16 protein-coding genes are annotated in these 16,369 nt (G+C 60.7%); 5 read left to right on the top strand and 11 right to left on the bottom strand.

The features are described 5' to 3' along the window. Nucleotides 1–208: 208 nt before the first annotated feature. From EAY64_RS15455 to EAY64_RS15440, 4 genes are all read right to left on the bottom strand, one after another. Nucleotides 209–1,162 carry a 2-hydroxyacid dehydrogenase gene (locus EAY64_RS15455; RefSeq protein ID WP_103525638.1) on the bottom strand — a complete coding sequence of 318 codons (954 nt, stop codon included), beginning with the start codon at nt 1,160–1,162 and terminating at the stop codon, nt 209–211. A 358-nt stretch (nt 1,163–1,520) separates the two neighbouring features. Further along, nucleotides 1,521–2,084, bottom strand: a complete 564-nt coding sequence (locus EAY64_RS15450; protein ID WP_103525637.1) for a DUF4865 family protein — start codon at nt 2,082–2,084, stop codon at nt 1,521–1,523. A 17-nt stretch (nt 2,085–2,101) separates the two neighbouring features. Continuing rightward, on the bottom strand, nt 2,102–2,503 hold the full coding sequence (locus EAY64_RS15445) for a tautomerase family protein (RefSeq protein ID WP_103525636.1): 402 nt from the start codon (nt 2,501–2,503) through the stop codon (nt 2,102–2,104). 6 nt (nt 2,504–2,509) lie between these two features. Beyond that, the gene (locus EAY64_RS15440) at nt 2,510–2,830 is read right to left on the bottom strand and encodes a carboxymuconolactone decarboxylase family protein (protein ID WP_103525635.1); all 321 of its coding nucleotides are present in this window, start codon (nt 2,828–2,830) and stop codon (nt 2,510–2,512) included. 106 nt (nt 2,831–2,936) lie between these two features. Between EAY64_RS15440 and EAY64_RS15435 the strand changes: the two genes are divergently transcribed. Beyond that, nucleotides 2,937–3,833 carry a LysR substrate-binding domain-containing protein gene (locus EAY64_RS15435; protein ID WP_103525634.1) on the top strand — a complete coding sequence of 299 codons (897 nt, stop codon included), beginning with the start codon at nt 2,937–2,939 and terminating at the stop codon, nt 3,831–3,833. Nucleotides 3,834–4,065: 232 nt separating this feature from the next. Here EAY64_RS15435 and EAY64_RS15430 read toward each other — a convergent pair whose 3' ends face one another. From EAY64_RS15430 to EAY64_RS15415, 4 genes are all read right to left on the bottom strand, one after another. Continuing rightward, nucleotides 4,066–4,494 carry a (R)-mandelonitrile lyase gene (locus EAY64_RS15430; RefSeq protein ID WP_103525633.1) on the bottom strand — a complete coding sequence of 143 codons (429 nt, stop codon included), beginning with the start codon at nt 4,492–4,494 and terminating at the stop codon, nt 4,066–4,068. Between the two features lie 25 nt (nt 4,495–4,519). Then, nucleotides 4,520–5,371 (bottom strand): aldo/keto reductase, encoded by an 852-nt coding sequence (locus EAY64_RS15425; protein ID WP_103525632.1) that lies wholly within the window; start codon nt 5,369–5,371, stop codon nt 4,520–4,522. A gap of 44 nt (nt 5,372–5,415) precedes the next feature. Further along, nucleotides 5,416–5,610: a hypothetical protein gene (locus EAY64_RS15420; protein ID WP_103525631.1), complete on the bottom strand. Its 195-nt coding sequence runs from the start codon at nt 5,608–5,610 to the stop codon at nt 5,416–5,418. Between the two features lie 69 nt (nt 5,611–5,679). Then, nucleotides 5,680–6,828 (bottom strand): iron-containing alcohol dehydrogenase, encoded by a 1,149-nt coding sequence (locus tag EAY64_RS15415; protein ID WP_103525630.1) that lies wholly within the window; start codon nt 6,826–6,828, stop codon nt 5,680–5,682. Between the two features lie 135 nt (nt 6,829–6,963). Here EAY64_RS15415 and EAY64_RS15410 point away from each other — a divergent pair, with 135 nt between their 5' ends. Then, the gene (locus tag EAY64_RS15410; RefSeq protein ID WP_199734467.1) at nt 6,964–7,926 is read left to right on the top strand and encodes a LysR family transcriptional regulator; all 963 of its coding nucleotides are present in this window, start codon (nt 6,964–6,966) and stop codon (nt 7,924–7,926) included. 33 nt (nt 7,927–7,959) lie between these two features. Here the strand turns inward: EAY64_RS15410 and moaA are convergent, their stop codons facing one another. The 3 genes from moaA to EAY64_RS15395 all read right to left on the bottom strand — a co-directional run bounded on the left by moaA (nt 7,960) and on the right by EAY64_RS15395 (nt 11,628). Then, on the bottom strand, nt 7,960–8,934 hold the full coding sequence (gene moaA / locus EAY64_RS15405; protein ID WP_103525629.1) for a GTP 3',8-cyclase MoaA: 975 nt from the start codon (nt 8,932–8,934) through the stop codon (nt 7,960–7,962). 133 nt (nt 8,935–9,067) lie between these two features. Further along, nucleotides 9,068–9,724 carry a response regulator gene (locus EAY64_RS15400; protein WP_103525628.1) on the bottom strand — a complete coding sequence of 219 codons (657 nt, stop codon included), beginning with the start codon at nt 9,722–9,724 and terminating at the stop codon, nt 9,068–9,070. Beyond that, nucleotides 9,721–11,628, bottom strand: coding sequence for a type IV pili methyl-accepting chemotaxis transducer N-terminal domain-containing protein (locus EAY64_RS15395; RefSeq protein ID WP_103525627.1), 1,908 nt, complete (start codon nt 11,626–11,628; stop codon nt 9,721–9,723). Before EAY64_RS15395 ends, EAY64_RS15400 begins: the two co-directional genes overlap by 4 nt. A gap of 303 nt (nt 11,629–11,931) precedes the next feature. Here EAY64_RS15395 and EAY64_RS15390 point away from each other — a divergent pair, with 303 nt between their 5' ends. The 3 genes from EAY64_RS15390 to EAY64_RS15380 all read left to right on the top strand — a co-directional run. Further along, a complete protein-coding gene (locus tag EAY64_RS15390; RefSeq protein WP_103525639.1) occupies nt 11,932–13,185 on the top strand; it encodes an MFS transporter in 1,254 nt (417 codons plus the stop codon). A 53-nt stretch (nt 13,186–13,238) separates the two neighbouring features. Beyond that, nucleotides 13,239–14,618: a NarK family nitrate/nitrite MFS transporter gene (locus EAY64_RS15385; protein ID WP_103525626.1), complete on the top strand. Its 1,380-nt coding sequence runs from the start codon at nt 13,239–13,241 to the stop codon at nt 14,616–14,618. Nucleotides 14,619–14,777: 159 nt separating this feature from the next. Next, the coding region (locus tag EAY64_RS15380; protein ID WP_103525625.1) for a methyl-accepting chemotaxis protein at nt 14,778–16,369 on the top strand (1,592 nt) is incomplete at its 3' end.

The raw sequence follows: 16,369 nt of genomic DNA, 5'->3' as shown, positions 1-16,369 counted from the left end.
TGTCTGCGGCGGCGCGCCTTGGCCCGGGTTCTCTACGAGGTTTTGTTCGCGGTTCTAAGTGCCAGATGGGCTGCGCGCGGGTGGTCTGTGCTGTTTGCTTACCATCATGGCTGTTGCCGTCTCGATGCCATTCCGATGGGGAAAAATGCACACAAGTAGCGGCCTGCTTCGTTCAAAAGTGCGTGAACAGTCGTTCGGGGCCGAATGCTTAAGTAGTCATGCTCATTTCGGGTCTCATGCCAGCAATACCTTGCGCAAGACTGTCAAGAACCATATTGCCCATGGCGGTGCGGGCCTCCCAGGTAGCACTTGCCCGGTGTGCTTGCAGCACGACCGAGTAATCGGTAAGCAGTGCTTCTGGCACATTTGGTTCGTCGACGAAAACATCAAGGCCGGCACCTGCAATTTTTCCGGATTTTATTGCCTCTACCAAGTCTGGTTCATTGACTAGTTTTCCGCGGGCAATGTTGATTAAAAAACCATCCCGGCCTAATGCTTCCAGTACTGCCGAATTCACAATGCCTGCCGCCTGATCGGCGGCTGCGCACAGAATCAGGGCGTCGCTTTGATGTGCCAGTTCAAGCAGATCGGAAATGAATGTGTAGGGCAGGTCGTCCATTTCTTTTAGGTCCGTATAGTAAATGGGGCAGCCAAATGCAGTGGCACGTATTGCCACTGCGCGTCCCACACGTCCCATTCCAACAATGCCGACACGCATTCCACTAAGGCGACGAGATAACGGAATCGCATTGGGGGGTGAAGTCTTCGTCCACTTGCCTTCGCGAACAAATCGATCACCTGAGCAAATGCCACGGCAACTTGCAAGCAAAAGCCCTATTGCCAAGTCGGCGACATCCTCGGTTAATGCACCGGCGGTTACTGTGACATGGATGCCACGGCTTTTGGCATATGCCAGGTCAACAGCATCCGTACCCACACCATTGATTGCCACTACCTTGAGATTGGGTAGTTTTTCCATTAGCGATCTGCTAATTCCAGCATGGCCACCACTGATCACGCCCTGTATGTCTGCTGCATGTTCTGCAAGAAGCTTGTTTTTGTCTTCGATTTCAAAATATTTATAAATCTCGTAAAGTTCGTTCAGTTTCTGATTTACCGATGGAATCAGGATGGGGCTCAGTTGCAGTATTTTGGGTTTCATTTTTCTCTTTTCAATAAAATAATGCGGTACTTGCTCTTGTTGTCTATTGAGTATTTGTCAGGATGGGGCTGCAGTGTGTGGAAAGTGCCGTTACTGTATTTAAAATACAGGGTTCTGGTGTGTCAGTTTGATATTGTAAATATCAATTGTTCTCTTTGGGGTATCAAATCAATGCCCGCCTTGAAATTTTATCTAAAGTTGCTTGCCATGATGGATAGCATGCGCGCTACGGTTGCTCAAACAGTATCCTGCTGACCTGGCCCGTGCATCATGAAGATGCCGCGCGCTGCGGTTTGATTGCGGGCCGCCATGCGCCTGCCTGAGCCATGGCCAAGCGGCAGGTCATCGCCCGGTGTAATCAAGACTTCATCGCAACATAGCCTATCTGATAACCATCGCTGTGCAGCACTTGCTGCATGGCGTCCTGTGCTGTGCTCCAGGCGGACATGCGCAGCAAGCGCCATTGTTGTGGGTCGTAAGCGCTCAGTACGGTCACGGCGCCTTGCTGGTACAGCCTGGTGGCTCGCTCCTGTTCCTGCCGGCACAACGCGGCGAGCGATGTCCCTGGTGCAATGGTTTGCGTCTGCTGGTAGCAAACGGCAGCAGTAGGCAGGGCCTGGCTTCCCAGGCAGGCCCATACCGACCAGATATCGACTGGCGGCCTGCCGAAGTCTGCGCAAACGGCAGCAAAGCCGGGGCTGGCCAGAAACTGGTTGATGCCGTCATTGTCCTGCCACAGATAAAGCGGGGCATAGGCATTGACCGCGCCCTGGAGCTGGCCATCCCCTTCCGACCAGAGGTAGGCCTTCCATTCCAGCTGGGGAAAGCCATCCAGCAGATGGCCACGTTGCTGGATGCGCTGTCTGATGATGGCCATGTCGTAGTCGGCAGGCAGGACAAAGCGGTATTGCATGGCAAGCATGGGCTGACTCCTGTTGCTTAGCAGCGTTGCTGCTGATGGCCGGGCAGTGCGGACTGGCCATTGCCAAACGACCAGTCTTCAAGCCCTGTGGTGGTGATCACCACCATGATGTCTTGCTGGCGCAGGCCGGGGCTGGCCGCCAGCCGTTCTGCCAGCCGGGCAAAAAATGCCTGTTTGCAGGCGGTGCTGCGTGCGCGTCCTGCCGTGATGTGAAACAGGATGAAATCGTCACTGCGGCCAGTGGATAAATAGTCCCGATCAAACACCAGTTCGCCCGCCTGGCATTGCTGAAAGACCTGAAAGCAGTCGCCGGCCGGTACTTCAAAGCTTTCTTCCAGCGCTTGTTGCAGGCTGGTCGAAATGGACGAGAGCCAGGATGGCGGCTTGCCGGCTGCCAGTGCGATGCGTACGTAAGGCATGTACTGTCACTTTCCATGAGGGGTGTTGGCCAGTACATCGACGGCAGATGCGGCGGCGGGCCACCCGGCGTAAAAGGCCAGATGGGTGATCAGTTCGCCCAGTTCGCCACGGCTGATGCCGTTGTCCATGGCCAGCTGCATGTGAAAGGGCAGTTGCTCCAGCCGGTACAGTGCGATCAGCGCCGCTACAGTGGCGATGCTGCGCTCGCGCGGGCTGAGCGCGGGGCGTTGCCAGATGTCGCCAAATAATAGCGATTGGGTCAACTCGGCCAGCTTTGCCGCTTCGCTGGACATGTTCTGCATGCTGTTTGACGAGGGGGAGGGCATGGTTGACTCCTTTGCCGGTTTTGACAGCACCCAGCATAGCCAGTCAGAATAATTTTGATAATCAAAATGTTTTTGCTTAATTGTTCAATTATTTGGGACTGTCATGATGAGTCGCATCAGCCTGGATCTGGATGTGTTGCGCAGCTTTGTCGCCGGTGTGGAGCTGGGAAGCTTTGCCCTGGCGGCGCAGCGCATGAACCGCTCGACATCGGCCATCAGCGCACAGCTGAAAAAGCTGGAGGAGCAGGCCGGCCAAGCCATGATGCGCAAGGCGGGGCGGGGCCTGGTGCTGACACCTGCCGGGGAAGTGATGCTGGCCTATGCGCGCCGGCTGCTGGCATTGAACGATGAGGCGGTGCAAGCCGTCCAGGGCAGCGGACTGGAGCAAGGCTGGATACGCTTCGGCATGCAGGAAGACTTTGGCGAGTCGCTGCTGCCAGCCATTCTCGGGCAGTTTACGCGTGCCCACCCGCAGTTCCGTCTGGATGTAAAAGTGGCGCGCAATCAGCAATTGCTGGATGGCTTGGCCAAGGGTGAGCTGGATCTGGTATTGGCCTGGGATGGCGGCCAGCAATGGCCGTATCAGCAGGTGATGGGGACGCTGCCGCTGTGCTGGATAGACAGCAAGTCCAGCCCTGTCGACTGTTCCTCGCTCACCAGCATTCCCTTGGTGGCGTTTGAGGCCCCCTGCCTGCTGCGTGCTGCCGCGTGTGCGGCACTGGAACAAGCCGGCCTTGGCTGGCGGCAGGCGTTTTGCAGCAGCAGCCTGAGTGGCATCTGGGCGGCGGTGGCCGCTGGACTGGGGGTGACGGTGCGTACCCCGCTTGGCCTGCCGGAGACACTGCAATTGCGCCAGGATCTGCCCGCACTGCCGGATATCCGGCTCATGCTGTATCGCGCCGAGTCCGCGTCAGCTAGCGGTTGTGCGCGGCTGGCCGAGATTGTCAGCCAAGCTTTGCATGCTTACTTGCATGGCGTGAATCGATCCCGGTTTGGCGGTTGAGTCACGCAGGGGGCCCTTGCGGCTGCTCAGTGCCTGTTCACGATCCGGCGCGCGAAGCGTCAGGCAAGACGCAAGGGTGTGTTGAACGACGGTTCGGCGCAGGATCGCCCGCGTCGGCGCGGCTTGCTCCGGCTGCCTGGTCACCAACTACTGATGCAGCCGTTTGCCGCAGTCCCTGCCATGCCGGCTCGGTCGCTGATCTGGCCGGCATGGTCATGCAGCTGGGCAGGTGCTAGCTGCCGTACTGCTCCTCACTTACTTTTTCCAGCCAGTTCGCCACACTGCCTTGCTGCTGTTCCTGAATGGCAATATGGCTCATGGCCGTGGTGGGGGCGGCGCCGTGCCAGTGTTTGGTGTTTGCCGGGATGCTCACCACGTCGCCGGGGCGGATTTCCTGTATGGGTCCTCCCCACTGCTGCACGCGGCCACAGCCGGCGGTCACGATCAGTGTCTGCCCCAGCGGATGGGTGTGCCAGTCGGTGCGCGCAGCTGGTTCAAAGGTGACCAGCGCGCCGGAGCCGGCCGCCGGGTGGCGCACGGCAAACAGCGGGTCGACGCGCACGCTGCCGGTGAACCACTCTGCCGGGCCGTGGTAGGAATCTTGCGAGCCAGCGCGGCTTACCGTGACGGCTTCGGTGCTGGATGGTGTTTGCTCAGTCATGTCATGTCCTTTCTGGATGTTGGTATCAGGTGGGGCGATGTGCTTCGTACAGCCACTTCACCATGGCCGGATCTCTGTGGTCGAAAAATGCACTGCTGCCGGTATCGAGCGCAGCGATGGCGGCCATGTCGTCGGCGCTCAGTGCAAAGTCGGTGATGGCGAAGTTTTCCGCCATGCGTTCAGGCCGTACCGATTTGGGAATGGCCACCACGCCGCGTTGCAGCAGCCAGCGCAATACCACCTGGGCCACCGTGCGGCCATGGCGACTGGCGATGTCTTGCAACAGCGCATTGTCAAACAGCTTGTTGCGGCCTTCGGCAAACGGCCCCCAGGACTCAAGCTGTATGCCCAGCTGCTGCAGGAAGTCTGCGCTGGCGGTTTGCTGGCAGAAGGGGTGGGTTTCCAGCTGGTTTACCGCCGGAACAATCTTGTTGCGCATGACCAGGTCCATCACCCGGTCCGGGTGAAAATTGCTGACGCCAATGGCACGGATGCGGCCTGCGCGGTACAGCTCTTCCATTGCCCGCCACGAGCCGTGCACGTCGCCATAGGGCTGATGGATCAGGTAGAGGTCGAGGTAGTCCAGCTGCAGTCGCGCCAATGAGCGTTCGAAGGCCTGCAGGGTCTGTTCGTAGCCGCTGTCGTGCAGCCACAGCTTGGTGGTGATGAACAGTTGCTCACGCGGGATCCCACTGGCGGCAAGAGCGCGGCCAACCGCAGCTTCATTGCCATAGGATGCAGCGGTATCGATGAGGCGGTAACCGGTGCGCAGTGCGGCGGCCACACTGGCCTCGCACTCGGCCGGGTCGCTCATCTGGAACACGCCAAAGCCCTGCAAGGGCATCTGGATGCCGTTGTTCAGTGTTGTTGTCTGCATATTGTGATTCCTTTGCTGATGCCATGTACGCAGCAGTTTGCTGCTCAGGCTGTTTGCGCTGCAGCCTTGTACCGCCGTTCCGGGCGCGCACCGGCTGCATTGCGGCGAAGCGGATGGTGCGCAGCGAAACGAGCTAGCCCGCTGCGCACGATGGAGATGTCGATCACCAGCATCAGGCAGCGCGCCATGATGATGGTGAGGACCATGCCGCGATCCGGCGGGCGGAGCTGCGCGCTCATGCCTGGCTCACGCCCAGGCTTTGCCGATGTTTGCACGGCTCCGACCGGCCTGAATCAGCAAGGGTTTTCTCATCGCGCCAGCTTCAGGATTTCGGTCACCACATCGCGGGTGTAGACCTCGGCGATGCCGAACCATTGGGCATTGCCCAGCACCACGTCGGTAATGGCGGGCAAATCGGCGTCGGTAATACCCAGTTGCGACAGGCGCGTGGGAGTGCCGATCTTGTCGAACCAGGCTTCCAGCGCGGCAATGCCCTGCAGCGGAGTATCGACAGCGAATACCTGTTTGGCGAAGCGCTGGAACTGTGCCGGATTGCGGCCGTGGTACCACTTCATCCAGGCCGGCATGATCACCGACAGGCCCGCACCATGCGGTACGTTGAATAGCGCCGACAGCGCGTGTTCGATCATGTGGTTCGGGTAGTTGAAACCGGCGCTGCCGGCGTAGAGCAGGCCATTGAGCGCCTGGGTGGCGGCCCAGGCAAACTCGGCGCGCGCGGCGTAGTCGGCCGGGTTGTCCAGCAGGGTTTCCGTGCTGTCGATCACGGTGTTGACGAGGGCTTCCACCATGCGCGAGTGCAGGGTGGGCTGTAGCGTGGCGGTGAAATAGCCTTCGATGCAATGGGCAATGATGTCGGCGGCCGAGTAGACCAGATAGTCGCGTGACACGGTCTGCATCAGGGCCGGATTGACGATGGATACCCGCGGGAAGGTATGTACCGACTGGATGGCAAACTTTTCCTTGGTGTCCTCATTGGTCACCACGGCACCGCTGTTCATCTCGCTGCCGGTGGCGGCCAGGGTGAGGATGGAAAACACCGGCAATGCCGAGTCGATGGTGGCCTTGCCGATGAACAGATCCCATACATCACCGGCATAAGCCACGCCGGCCGCAATGGCCTTGCTGCTGTCCAGCACCGAACCGCCACCGACGCTCAGTACCGCGCCCACCTGATGCCCGCGTGCCAGGGCAATGCCTTCGCGTACTTTCGACAGCAGCGGATTGCTGACAATGCCGCCAAATTCGATGAATTCGATGCCTTGCCCGGCCAGGCTCTGGCTTACGGTCTGGAACAGGCCGTCGCGCTTGATGCGCTCGCTACCAAAACAGAGCAGCACCTTTTTGATGCCATGTTCTGCCAGGTGCTGGCCGATCAGTTGTTCCTTGCCGGTGCCGAAGTCGATCTTGGTGGGATTGAAGAAAGTAAAGTTGTCCATGGGTATTCTCCGCCACCCTGGTGGCCGGTGATATTGATGGACCTTACTTTAATTTCCTCAAAGACATTAAACTAGCGCATTATTATTTGAATAATCTACAACTTTTTGATGTTAATGCACTGGCAGGATTGAACCATGTCCATGAACGAGCTGCGCTCCATCACCACCTTCGTGCGCACCGCCGAGTTTGGCAGCCTCAGCAAGGCTGCCGCAGCCCAGCAGATCTCGCCACAAGCAGCCAGCAAGGCACTGGGGCAGCTGGAACAGCACCTGGGGGTGAGGTTGTTTCATCGCACCACCCGCAGCATGTCACTGACCGAGGAGGGACAACGCTTTCTGGAGGCCGTGCATCCCTCGCTGATCGGCTTTCAGCAGGCCTTGTCGGCGGTGCGGCAGACCAAGGACGAGCTGGCCGGGCCTTTGCGCATCGTGGGCCCGCGCACGGTGCTGCAGTCGGTGATCGGCCCGGTGATGGATGAGTATTGCCGGCTCTACCCGGAAGTGCGGCTGGATGTGCAACTGGATGACCGCATTGGCAACTGGGTGGAAGACCGTATCGATGTCGGCTTCCGGCTGGGTAACTCGCCACAGGAAGGCCTGGTGGCCAGGCGTTTGTTTCCCATGCAGCTGATTATCTGTGCCGCGCCCAGCTATCTGCGCAAGTACGGCATTCCGCAAAGTCTGTATGAGCTTGGCGCGCATCGCTGTAGCGCCTTTCGCCGCGCCAGCGATGGTCGCGTCGTGCCGTGGCGGGTCCGTGTTGGCGATGGCATGCAGGACCAGCCGATCAATCCGGCATTCTGTACCAATGACGAAGCCATGGAGTTGCGTGCCGTGCTGGCCGGCGAGGTGATCGGCCAGTTGGCCGGCCCGACGGCCGCCGCGCTGATCCGCAGTGGCCGCCTGCTGCCCATTCTGCTGGAGCACATGGCCGATCACTACAGCCTGTTTGTCTATTACGGCAGCCGTGCCGCGCAGCCTGCCCGCGTGCGCCGATTCATCGACCTGGCGGTGGATCGTTTGACGGGCGGTGCGGATTTGGTCCTGACCGACAAAGAGTTGGCGCAGGCCAATGCCCGCGGCCTGGCAGCCAGCTGAATCGGCTGGGGCTTGTTGCCTGAGGTGGGCGCTTCAGCCGCCTGTCATCGACATGAAGCGCATGATTTGCTGTGGCTGCTGCTGGAATTCGTGGCGTTCCGGTTTCAGTTCGATGGCGGTGCGAATGGCGGCTTCCAGCTCGGCATCGCTGCAGCCGGCGCGCAGTAGTGGGCGCAGTTCCAGCTTTTCCTCCTGTCCCAGACACATATACAAGGTGCCATCCACCGACAGCCGTACCCGGTTGCAACTGGCGCAGAAATGCTGCGACATCGGTGTAATCAGCCCCAGCGTGCAGCTGCCATCCTGGCTTTGCCAGTAGCGGGCGGGGCCGCCGCCCAGGCTCACTGCGCTGGGTGTCAGGCCGTGGCGCTGGCTCAGGCTGCTCAGTAGCTGTGATAAGTCCAGCCCGTCTGCTTGCTGGCCGGTATGGCCCATGGGCATGGCTTCGATCAGGCGCAAGATGAAACCGTGTGCCTTGCAGTAAGCCAGCATGGCGTCGATATCGCGGTCGTTGATGCCGGCCAGCGGCACCATATTGATCTTGATGGAAGCAAAACCAGCATCCCGCGCCACTGACAGGCCCTGCAAAACCTGCTGCAGACTGTCGCTGCCGCTGATACTGGCCACACAGTCGCGCCGCAGCGAGTCGAGGCTGACATTGAGCCGCTGCAAACCGGCCGCCTTGAGCGCGCCGGCCTGGGTGGCCAGCTGGGTGCCATTGGTGCTGAGCGACAGGTCGTCCACGCCGGGCAGGCTGGCCAGCATGCCGATCAGCTCTGGCAGATTGCGCCTGAGCAGCGGTTCGCCGCCGGTCAGGCGGATGCGGTGGCAGCCAAGGCGGGCAAAGGCCGCCACCACCCGCTGGATTTCGGCAAAGCCCAGCCAGTTGGCGGGTTCTTCAAAGTTCTTGAAACCCTTGGGTATGCAGTAGCTGCAGCGCAGATCGCAGCGGTCGGTAACGGATAGCCGCAGATAGTCGATGCTTCTGCCAAAACGGTCGCGTAACATGGCTGACCCTCGGAGGGGAGAATAGCCAGAGTGTAGGCGCATCCGGCGGGCTTGCCAGTTGGTCGGTGGTGGGGTTTTGGCTAGGTCTGAGGGAGTAGGGGGCCGGGAGGAAAGGGCGGCAGCCGCTCCGGCTTCAGGGCAGCTTGTCCAGCCCGTGCTCCACGGCAAACAGCGCGGCCTGCACCCGGCCATTCAGGCTCAGCTTGCGCAGGATGTTCTGTACATGCACCTTGATGGTGCTCTCGGCCAGATCCAGCGCGCGGGCGATTTCCTTGTTGCTGATGCCACGGCTGAGCCAGGCGAGGATTTCCCTTTCGCGCTGGGTCAGTTGATCCAGCCCGGTCGGCTTGTTTTTCTGGGTGTCGACGCTGCGTAGCTGTTGCAGCAGCCGCGAGGTCATTTCCGGCGACAGTACGCTGTCGCCGTCCACGGCGCGGCGAATGCTGGCCAGCAGGAAATCGGCATTGATGTTTTTCAGCAGATAGCCGCGCGCGCCCAGTTTCAGGCATTCGGCCAGATCTTCACCGTCTTCCGATACCGTGAGCATCAGCACCGCCAGTTGCGGCTGGCTGACCATGATCTGTGCCAGCGCCTCGCGCCCGTTCATCTGCGGCATGTCGATATCCAGCAAGACCACGTCTGGTTTCAGTTGCTCGCACAGCTTGACCCCTTCCAGGCCATCGGCCGCTTCGCCAATGATGTCGAAATCACTTTGTCGTTGCAGCAGCGCCTTCAGGCCGCTGCGGAACAGGGTGTGGTCATCGACCAGCAAAATGCGGATGGGTGTCATGCGGCTTGTCTTTCACTTTGTGGCAGCAGCAATTGTACTTCGGTGCCGCCGTGCGGATGGGGGTGAATGCTGATCTGGCTGCGAATGCGGGCAGCGCGCTCCTGCATGATGGATAGCCCGACATGACTGGCGCGGCGGGTGGCCACGACCTCTTCGTCAAAGCCACAGCCATCGTCCCGTATGCTCATGCTGAAATCGGCATGGTTGAGGATGTCGATGCGCACGCGCTGCGCCTGGGCATGCTTGCGCACATTGGACAACGCTTCTTGCAGGATGAAGATCAGCTGCAACTGTTGTTGGGGATTGAGTGCCAGCCCGTCGCCGCTCATGTGCAGCTGGGTGGGGATGTGGGTCTGTTTTTCAAAGCGCTCCAGCAGGGTGCGCACGGCATCGGGAAAATCTTCCTTGCTGATGCGGGTGCGGAAGTTCAGCAGCAGTTCGCGCACGTCTTCATAGCATTCCTGCACCCCGGCGCGGATGAAGCCGAGGTTTTCCTGGGCTTGCTCCATCTGCTGCTCGGCCAGTGCGGCGTCCAGCATCTGCACTTGCAGATTCAGGAAGGACAGCGACTGGGCAATGCTGTCGTGCAGGCCCTGGGCCATCAGGTTGCGCTCTTCTGAGACGGCAAACTGGCGGTCGCGCGCGGCCAGGCGGTGGTTTTCCACGGCCACGCCCAGATGGCTGCCCAGGGTTTCCAGCAGGAACTGGTCTTGCGTGGCCAGCTTGGGATCCTGATAAAAATACAGGGTGAAAATGCCGACATTGGTCTGGTTGTGCCGGATGTGAAACACGGCAATGCTGGAAAAACCGGCGCGCTGGCAGTGCTTTTCGCTCGCTGCTGGCAGCTGGTCGAAACGCTGCAATACCGAGAAGGGCTGCGGTACGGTTTCGCCACACAGGCAGCCGTTGAGCGTGGCGCAGTCGTCTTCTTCCTGCAGTTCGGGCGGCAGGCCGCTGTGGGCGATCAGCTCCAGTCGCCCGCGCTTGAAATCCACCAGCCGCACGCTGCCGGCATCGGCGGCGGTCAGTTCGATCAGCCGCTCGATGAAGCCGCTGCACATGTCGGCCAGGCTGTGTGAGTCATGCAGGAATGTCGTGACGTTATACAGGGCGGCCAGCTGGCGGTTCTTGTATTCCACCGAACGGGTCTTGTCGGCCACTTTCTGTTCCAGCGTGGCGTACAGGTCTTGCAGGCGGTCGGCCATCTGGTTGAAGCCGGTGGCAATGGTGGCGAATTCGTCGTTGTTGTCCACGCTGACCCGGGCGTCCAGATTGCCGTCACGCAGCCGCAGCATGCCTTCGCCCAGGGTGTTGAGCGGACGGATGACCAGCAGGAACAGCAGGAACATCATGCTGAACGAGCCGATGATGGCCATGGCGATCAGCGCCATCTGGAAGAAACGCAGCAGGGTGGTGTTGCGGGCGTTGTCTTCTTCCACCAGCTTGACCAGGCGGTCGATGCGGTTGACGAAGCGGGCGATGTCCGGGCTTTCCATCCGGTGCTGGCCGGTGTGCTGGCGGGCTGCCGTTTCCAGCAGCGGCAGCATGTCTGACTGCCATGAGTGCTCGATATCGCCCACCTGCTGCCTGACCGTGGCATTGTCCGGCAAAAACAGCGGCCGTGCCGGATCGCCCTTTTTCAGCCGGGCCAGGATGGCAGCAAACTGCTGCTGTTCTGCATGAATGGCAGTCAGTGGCGCCCCTTCGCTCACTTGCAGCGCGATATGGTAGCTGCGCATGCGCAAGCTGCCGGCATCGTTGATGGCGGCGGCACCACCTTCCAGCTTCCAGGACAGGACCAGGGTGTAGCCGATGGAGGTCATGGCCAGCAGCAACCAGGCGATGGTCAGCATCAATAGCTTGGTGGACAGGCTGCTTAGGCGCGGGGTCTGGTAGAGCATCATCGTGCTGGGCGTCCGGGTGGCGGGTGGTGTGCGTTGCCACTGGCAACACTACTAACAATACCGGCTGGCCTTGAGGACAGCAATTCTCCGGAAGGGGTAGATCGCCGCAGCGTGGCGTGGCCCTGGCAGGCGGCAGCCGGCAAGGCCGGGCAGGGTGGCATGCTACTTTGTGATTAGTCCGGCTTCCCCATCGGCAGGGTCGGGCTAGCTCCTCATGCCGCGCGCCGTGCTGCTATTGGCGAATATTTCCCGCGTACGTATCAGGGTTAAATGCCTGCTATCCCCATTGCGGAGCAAGGCATCATGGCTTCCCCACGCTTCAAGCAGTACGCCGTGCTGGCATCCAGCACACTGGCATTTACCATCTGTTTCATGATCTGGATGATGTTTGCGGTACTGGGCATTCCCATCAAGCAGCATCTGGGCCTGAATGAGACCGAGTTTGGCATCCTGGCCGCTACCCCGGTGCTGTCCGGCTCGCTGGTACGGGTGCCGCTGGGTATCTGGACCGACCGTTTTGGTGGCCGCATCGTGATGTTCGTGCTGATGCTGGTGTGTGTCCCCTTCATCTACCTGATGCAGTACGCCACTGCATACTGGCAGTTTCTGGCCATCGGCCTGCTGGTCGGCCTGGCCGGTGGCGCCTTTTCCGTGGGCACGCCCTATGTGGCGCGCTGGTTCAAGCCAGAGCAGCAGGGCATGGCCATGGGGGTGTTCGGGGCCGGTAATGCCGGATCCTCGCTGACCAAGCTGGTGGCCCCCAGCATCATTGCCGCAGCCGGCTGGCAGATGGTGCCAACGGTATACGCCATCACCATGCTGCTGACGGCCGTCCTGTTCTGGCTGTTTTCCTATCAGGATTCAGCCCATCTGGTGAGCAGCAAGGTCAGCCTGCGCCAGCAGCTGGCCCTGGTGAAAGACCCGGCGGTGCTGCGCTATTGCCAGTATTACTCGGTGGTGTTTGGTGGCTACGTGGCGCTGGCCTTGTGGATGACCAAATACTACGTCGGCGAATACGGCTTTGATATCAAGCATGCGGCTTTCCTGGCCGCCTGCTTCTCCCTGCCCGGCGGCGTGCTGCGGGCGATGGGCGGCTGGCTGTCCGACCGCTTCGGCCCCCACAAGGTGACCTGGGGGGTGATGTGGGTGTGCTGGGTGGCGTTTTTCATCCTGTCCTATCCGCAAACCGACTTCAGCATCACCACTACCCACGGCGTGCAAAGCTTTCATATCGGCCTGAATGTCACCTTGTTCACGCTGGTGCTGTTTGCCGTCGGCATCGCCATGGCCATCGGCAAGGCCTCGGTATTCAAATTCATTGCCAATGAGTTTCCCGACAATATCGGCGCGGTTTCCGGCGTAGTGGGCCTGGCCGGTGGCATGGGGGGCTTCTTGCTGCCCATTCTGTTTGGGGTGTTGCTGGATATCACCGGCGTGCGCAGCAGCGCCTTCATGCTGCTGTACGGCACGGTATGCGTGTCGCTGGTGTGGATGCACTTTTCCTTCAAGGCAAAGGCCGGGCGTGAGCCGGCAGCCATGGCCAGGCAGACGCGCTGAGGCTGGCTTCGAATTTTTGATTGACGGCCACAGATGCCGTCAGGGAGGGCTTGATGTCACATGTACTGAACCGGTGGGAACCGGAAAATCCCGAATTCTGGCAGCAACAAGGCAAGGCGGTGGCGCGGCGCAATCTGTGGATATCCATCCCGGCGCTGATGCTGGCCTTTGTCATCTGGCAGGTGTGGAGCGTGGCGGTGCTGAACATGCCGAATATCGGTTTCGGCTATTCGCAAAACCAGCTGTTCTGGCTGGCGGCATTGCCGGCCTTGTCCGGCGCCACCCTGCGTATTTTTTACAGCTTCATGGTGCCGGTGTTTGGCGGCCGCAAATGGACGGCCCTGTCCACCGCCAGCCTGCTGATTCCGGCAATCGGCATCGGCTTTGCGGTACAGGACCCGAATACCAGCTACATCACCATGGTGGTGCTGGCGCTGCTGTGCGGTTTTGGTGGTGGCAACTTCAGCTCGTCCATGTCCAATATCAGCTTCTTTTTTCCCAAGGCGGAAAAGGGCACGGCGCTGGGACTGAATGCCGGGCTGGGTAATCTGGGGGTGTCGCTGGTGCAGTTCGTGGTACCGCTGGTGATCACCATGGGCGTATTCGGTGCCTTTGGTGGCGATGCGCAAACCTGGATCAAGGGCGCGGTACACAAGAAAATGTGGCTGCAGAATGCCGGCTTTGTCTGGGTGCCCTTCATCCTGCTGTCCACGGTTGCCGCCTGGCTGGGCATGAATGACATTGCTTCGGCCCGCGCCTCGTTTGCCGACCAGGTGGTCATTTTCCGGCGCAAGCACAATTGGTTGATGTGCTGGCTGTATATCGGCACTTTCGGTTCCTTCATCGGCTTCTCGGCAGGTTTCCCGCTGCTGATGAAAGGCCAGTTTCCGGATGTGGACCCCACCCGATACGTGTTCTACGGCCCACTGGTGGGTGCGCTGGCGCGTCCGGTAGGTGGCTGGCTGGCGGACAAGATCGGCGGCGCCAAGGTGACGCAGGCAGTGTTCCTGCTGATGATGCTGGCGGTGGGCGGCGTGCTGGCCTTTCTGCCGCATGCTGGCCAGGGCGGCAGCTTCCAGGGCTTCTTCGCCATGTTCCTCTGCCTGTTCGCCCTGACCGGGCTGGGCAATGGTTCCACCTTCATGCAGGTGCCGGTGATTTTCCTCACCCTGCATCAGCGGCTGGCCGGCAAGGGTGAGGCTGCGCAGAAACAGGCACAGGCCGATGCCACCCGCGAGGCTGCGGCGGTGCTGGGCTTCTCCGGTGCCATTGGTGCCTATGGCGGTTTCTTCATTCCCAAGAGCTATGGCAGCTCCATCGCCATGACCGGCGGGGTGGAGGCCGCGCTGTATGCCTTCATCCTGTTTTATGCCAGCTGTGTGTTGATCAACTGGTGGTTCTACGCCCGCAAGAACGCGGAAATTCCGTGCTGATCGGCCTGGGCTGACCCGCGCGCTGCAAGCAGGCAAGGCAGGGGGAAGCATAAATGCTTCCCCTTTTTAATTTTTTGGCATATTTGATCGCGGCTGGAAATTGCCTATGCTGTTAGTGCATTGCAACACCCACCCCCACACGCCGATTGCGAGGCTGTCATGTTGTCCAGACTTTCCATTGCCAGCAGGCTGGGCCTGCTGATCCTGCCTTTTGTGCTGGTGATTGCCGGCCTTGCCGGTGTGCTGTCACTGGAAAAGTGGCAGAGCCTGTCACGTTTGCAGGCTTCGGCCCAGCTGCTGCAGGTGGCGGGCAAGGCCAGTGGCCTGATTCACCAGCTACAGGCCGAACGCGGGCTGAGCAATGGTTTTCTCAGTACGGCGGGCAGCAGCCTGCCGGCCGAGCTGCCCGCCGTGCGCCGGCAAACCGACGCCGCGCTGGCCGACTTCCACGCCAGTTTGGCGCAGTTGCCGGCAGCCACCCAGGCTACGACGGTGGATGAGCAAGTGCATGCCCTGTTGCAGGGGCGTGCCGCCATCGACACGCGCAGTCAGCCGGCAGGGCAGATGTTCGCAGCCTATTCCGACCATATCGAACAGCTGATCGGCCTGATTGCCGGTCTGGCTGGCAGCACCAGCGATACCGGCCTGCTGCACGATGCCGTGGCGCTGCTCAATCTGCAATGCCAGAAGGAGTTTGCCGGGCGCGAACGCGGATTCATCAATGGTGTGCTGGGGCGTGGCAGCTTTGACCAGGCTGCCTTGCTGCAGGCAGCCGGCATGCAGGCCCGGCAACAGGCTTGTGCCAGCCAGCTGCGGCTGGTGGCCTCTGCCGGGATTCGTCAGGCTGCACAGCAGGCCGACCAGTCGGCCGAGGCGGCTGTGCTGCAGGCCATGCGCCAGCAGATCATGCAGGTGGCGCCGGGTCAGTCGCCGGGGGTAGCCCCGGCCCGGTGGTTTGGCGCAGCCAGCGCGCAAATGGCCAATCTGAAAAAGCTGCAGGATCAATTGCTGCAGCAGCTGGATGACAATATGCAGCAGCTGCTGCAGCAAGCCCGCTTCCAGCTGTGGTTCACCTTGCTGGGTTCGGCCGCCACCATTCTGGTGTTGTCGCTGCTGGGCTGGGCCATTTACCACAGTGTTGAGCGGCCGATTTCCCGGCTTGAGCAATTGATGAGCGGCATGAGTCGCGACTTCGACCTGTCGCGCCGCGCCGCGCTGCCCGGCAGTGATGAAATTGCCCGCATGGGCCATGCCTTTGATCACCTGGCGGACGCCTTTGCCGCCACCCTGCGCCAGATCAAGGCCGAAGCACACCAGATGGTGGCGGCAGCGAACGCGCTGAGCGATGTGTCGGCACGGGCTGCCTCCACCGCGGAGGTGCAGAGTCGCTCCTCGGTGGATATTGCTGCTGCCATCGAGGAAATGTCCGCCGGCATTGCTGCGGTCACCGACAATGCCCAGCAAGCCATGCGTGTGGCCGAGGACATGCAGGGCTGTGTGGACGATGGCCGTGCACGCATGCGCAGTACCGCTGCCGCACTGAGTGAAACGGCGGATGGTCTGAGCCATACCGGCGAAAGCGTCAATATGCTGCGCGACAAGTCCGAGGGTATTCACAGCATCGTCACCGCTATCCGTGAAATTGCCGACCAGACCAATCTGCTGGCGCTGAATGCGGCCATTGAGGCCGCCCGTGCCGGTGAGATGGGCCGCGGCTTTGCCGTGGTGGCGGACGAGGTGCGCAAGCTGGC

Origin of the sequence: Aquitalea palustris (genome assembly GCF_003693445.1) — a bacterium.
GTDB classification, from domain to species: Bacteria; Pseudomonadota; Gammaproteobacteria; order Burkholderiales; family Chromobacteriaceae; genus Aquitalea; species Aquitalea palustris.
Note: the sequence above shows the minus strand (reverse complement) of the source record. Positions and strands in the feature narration are given on the sequence as shown.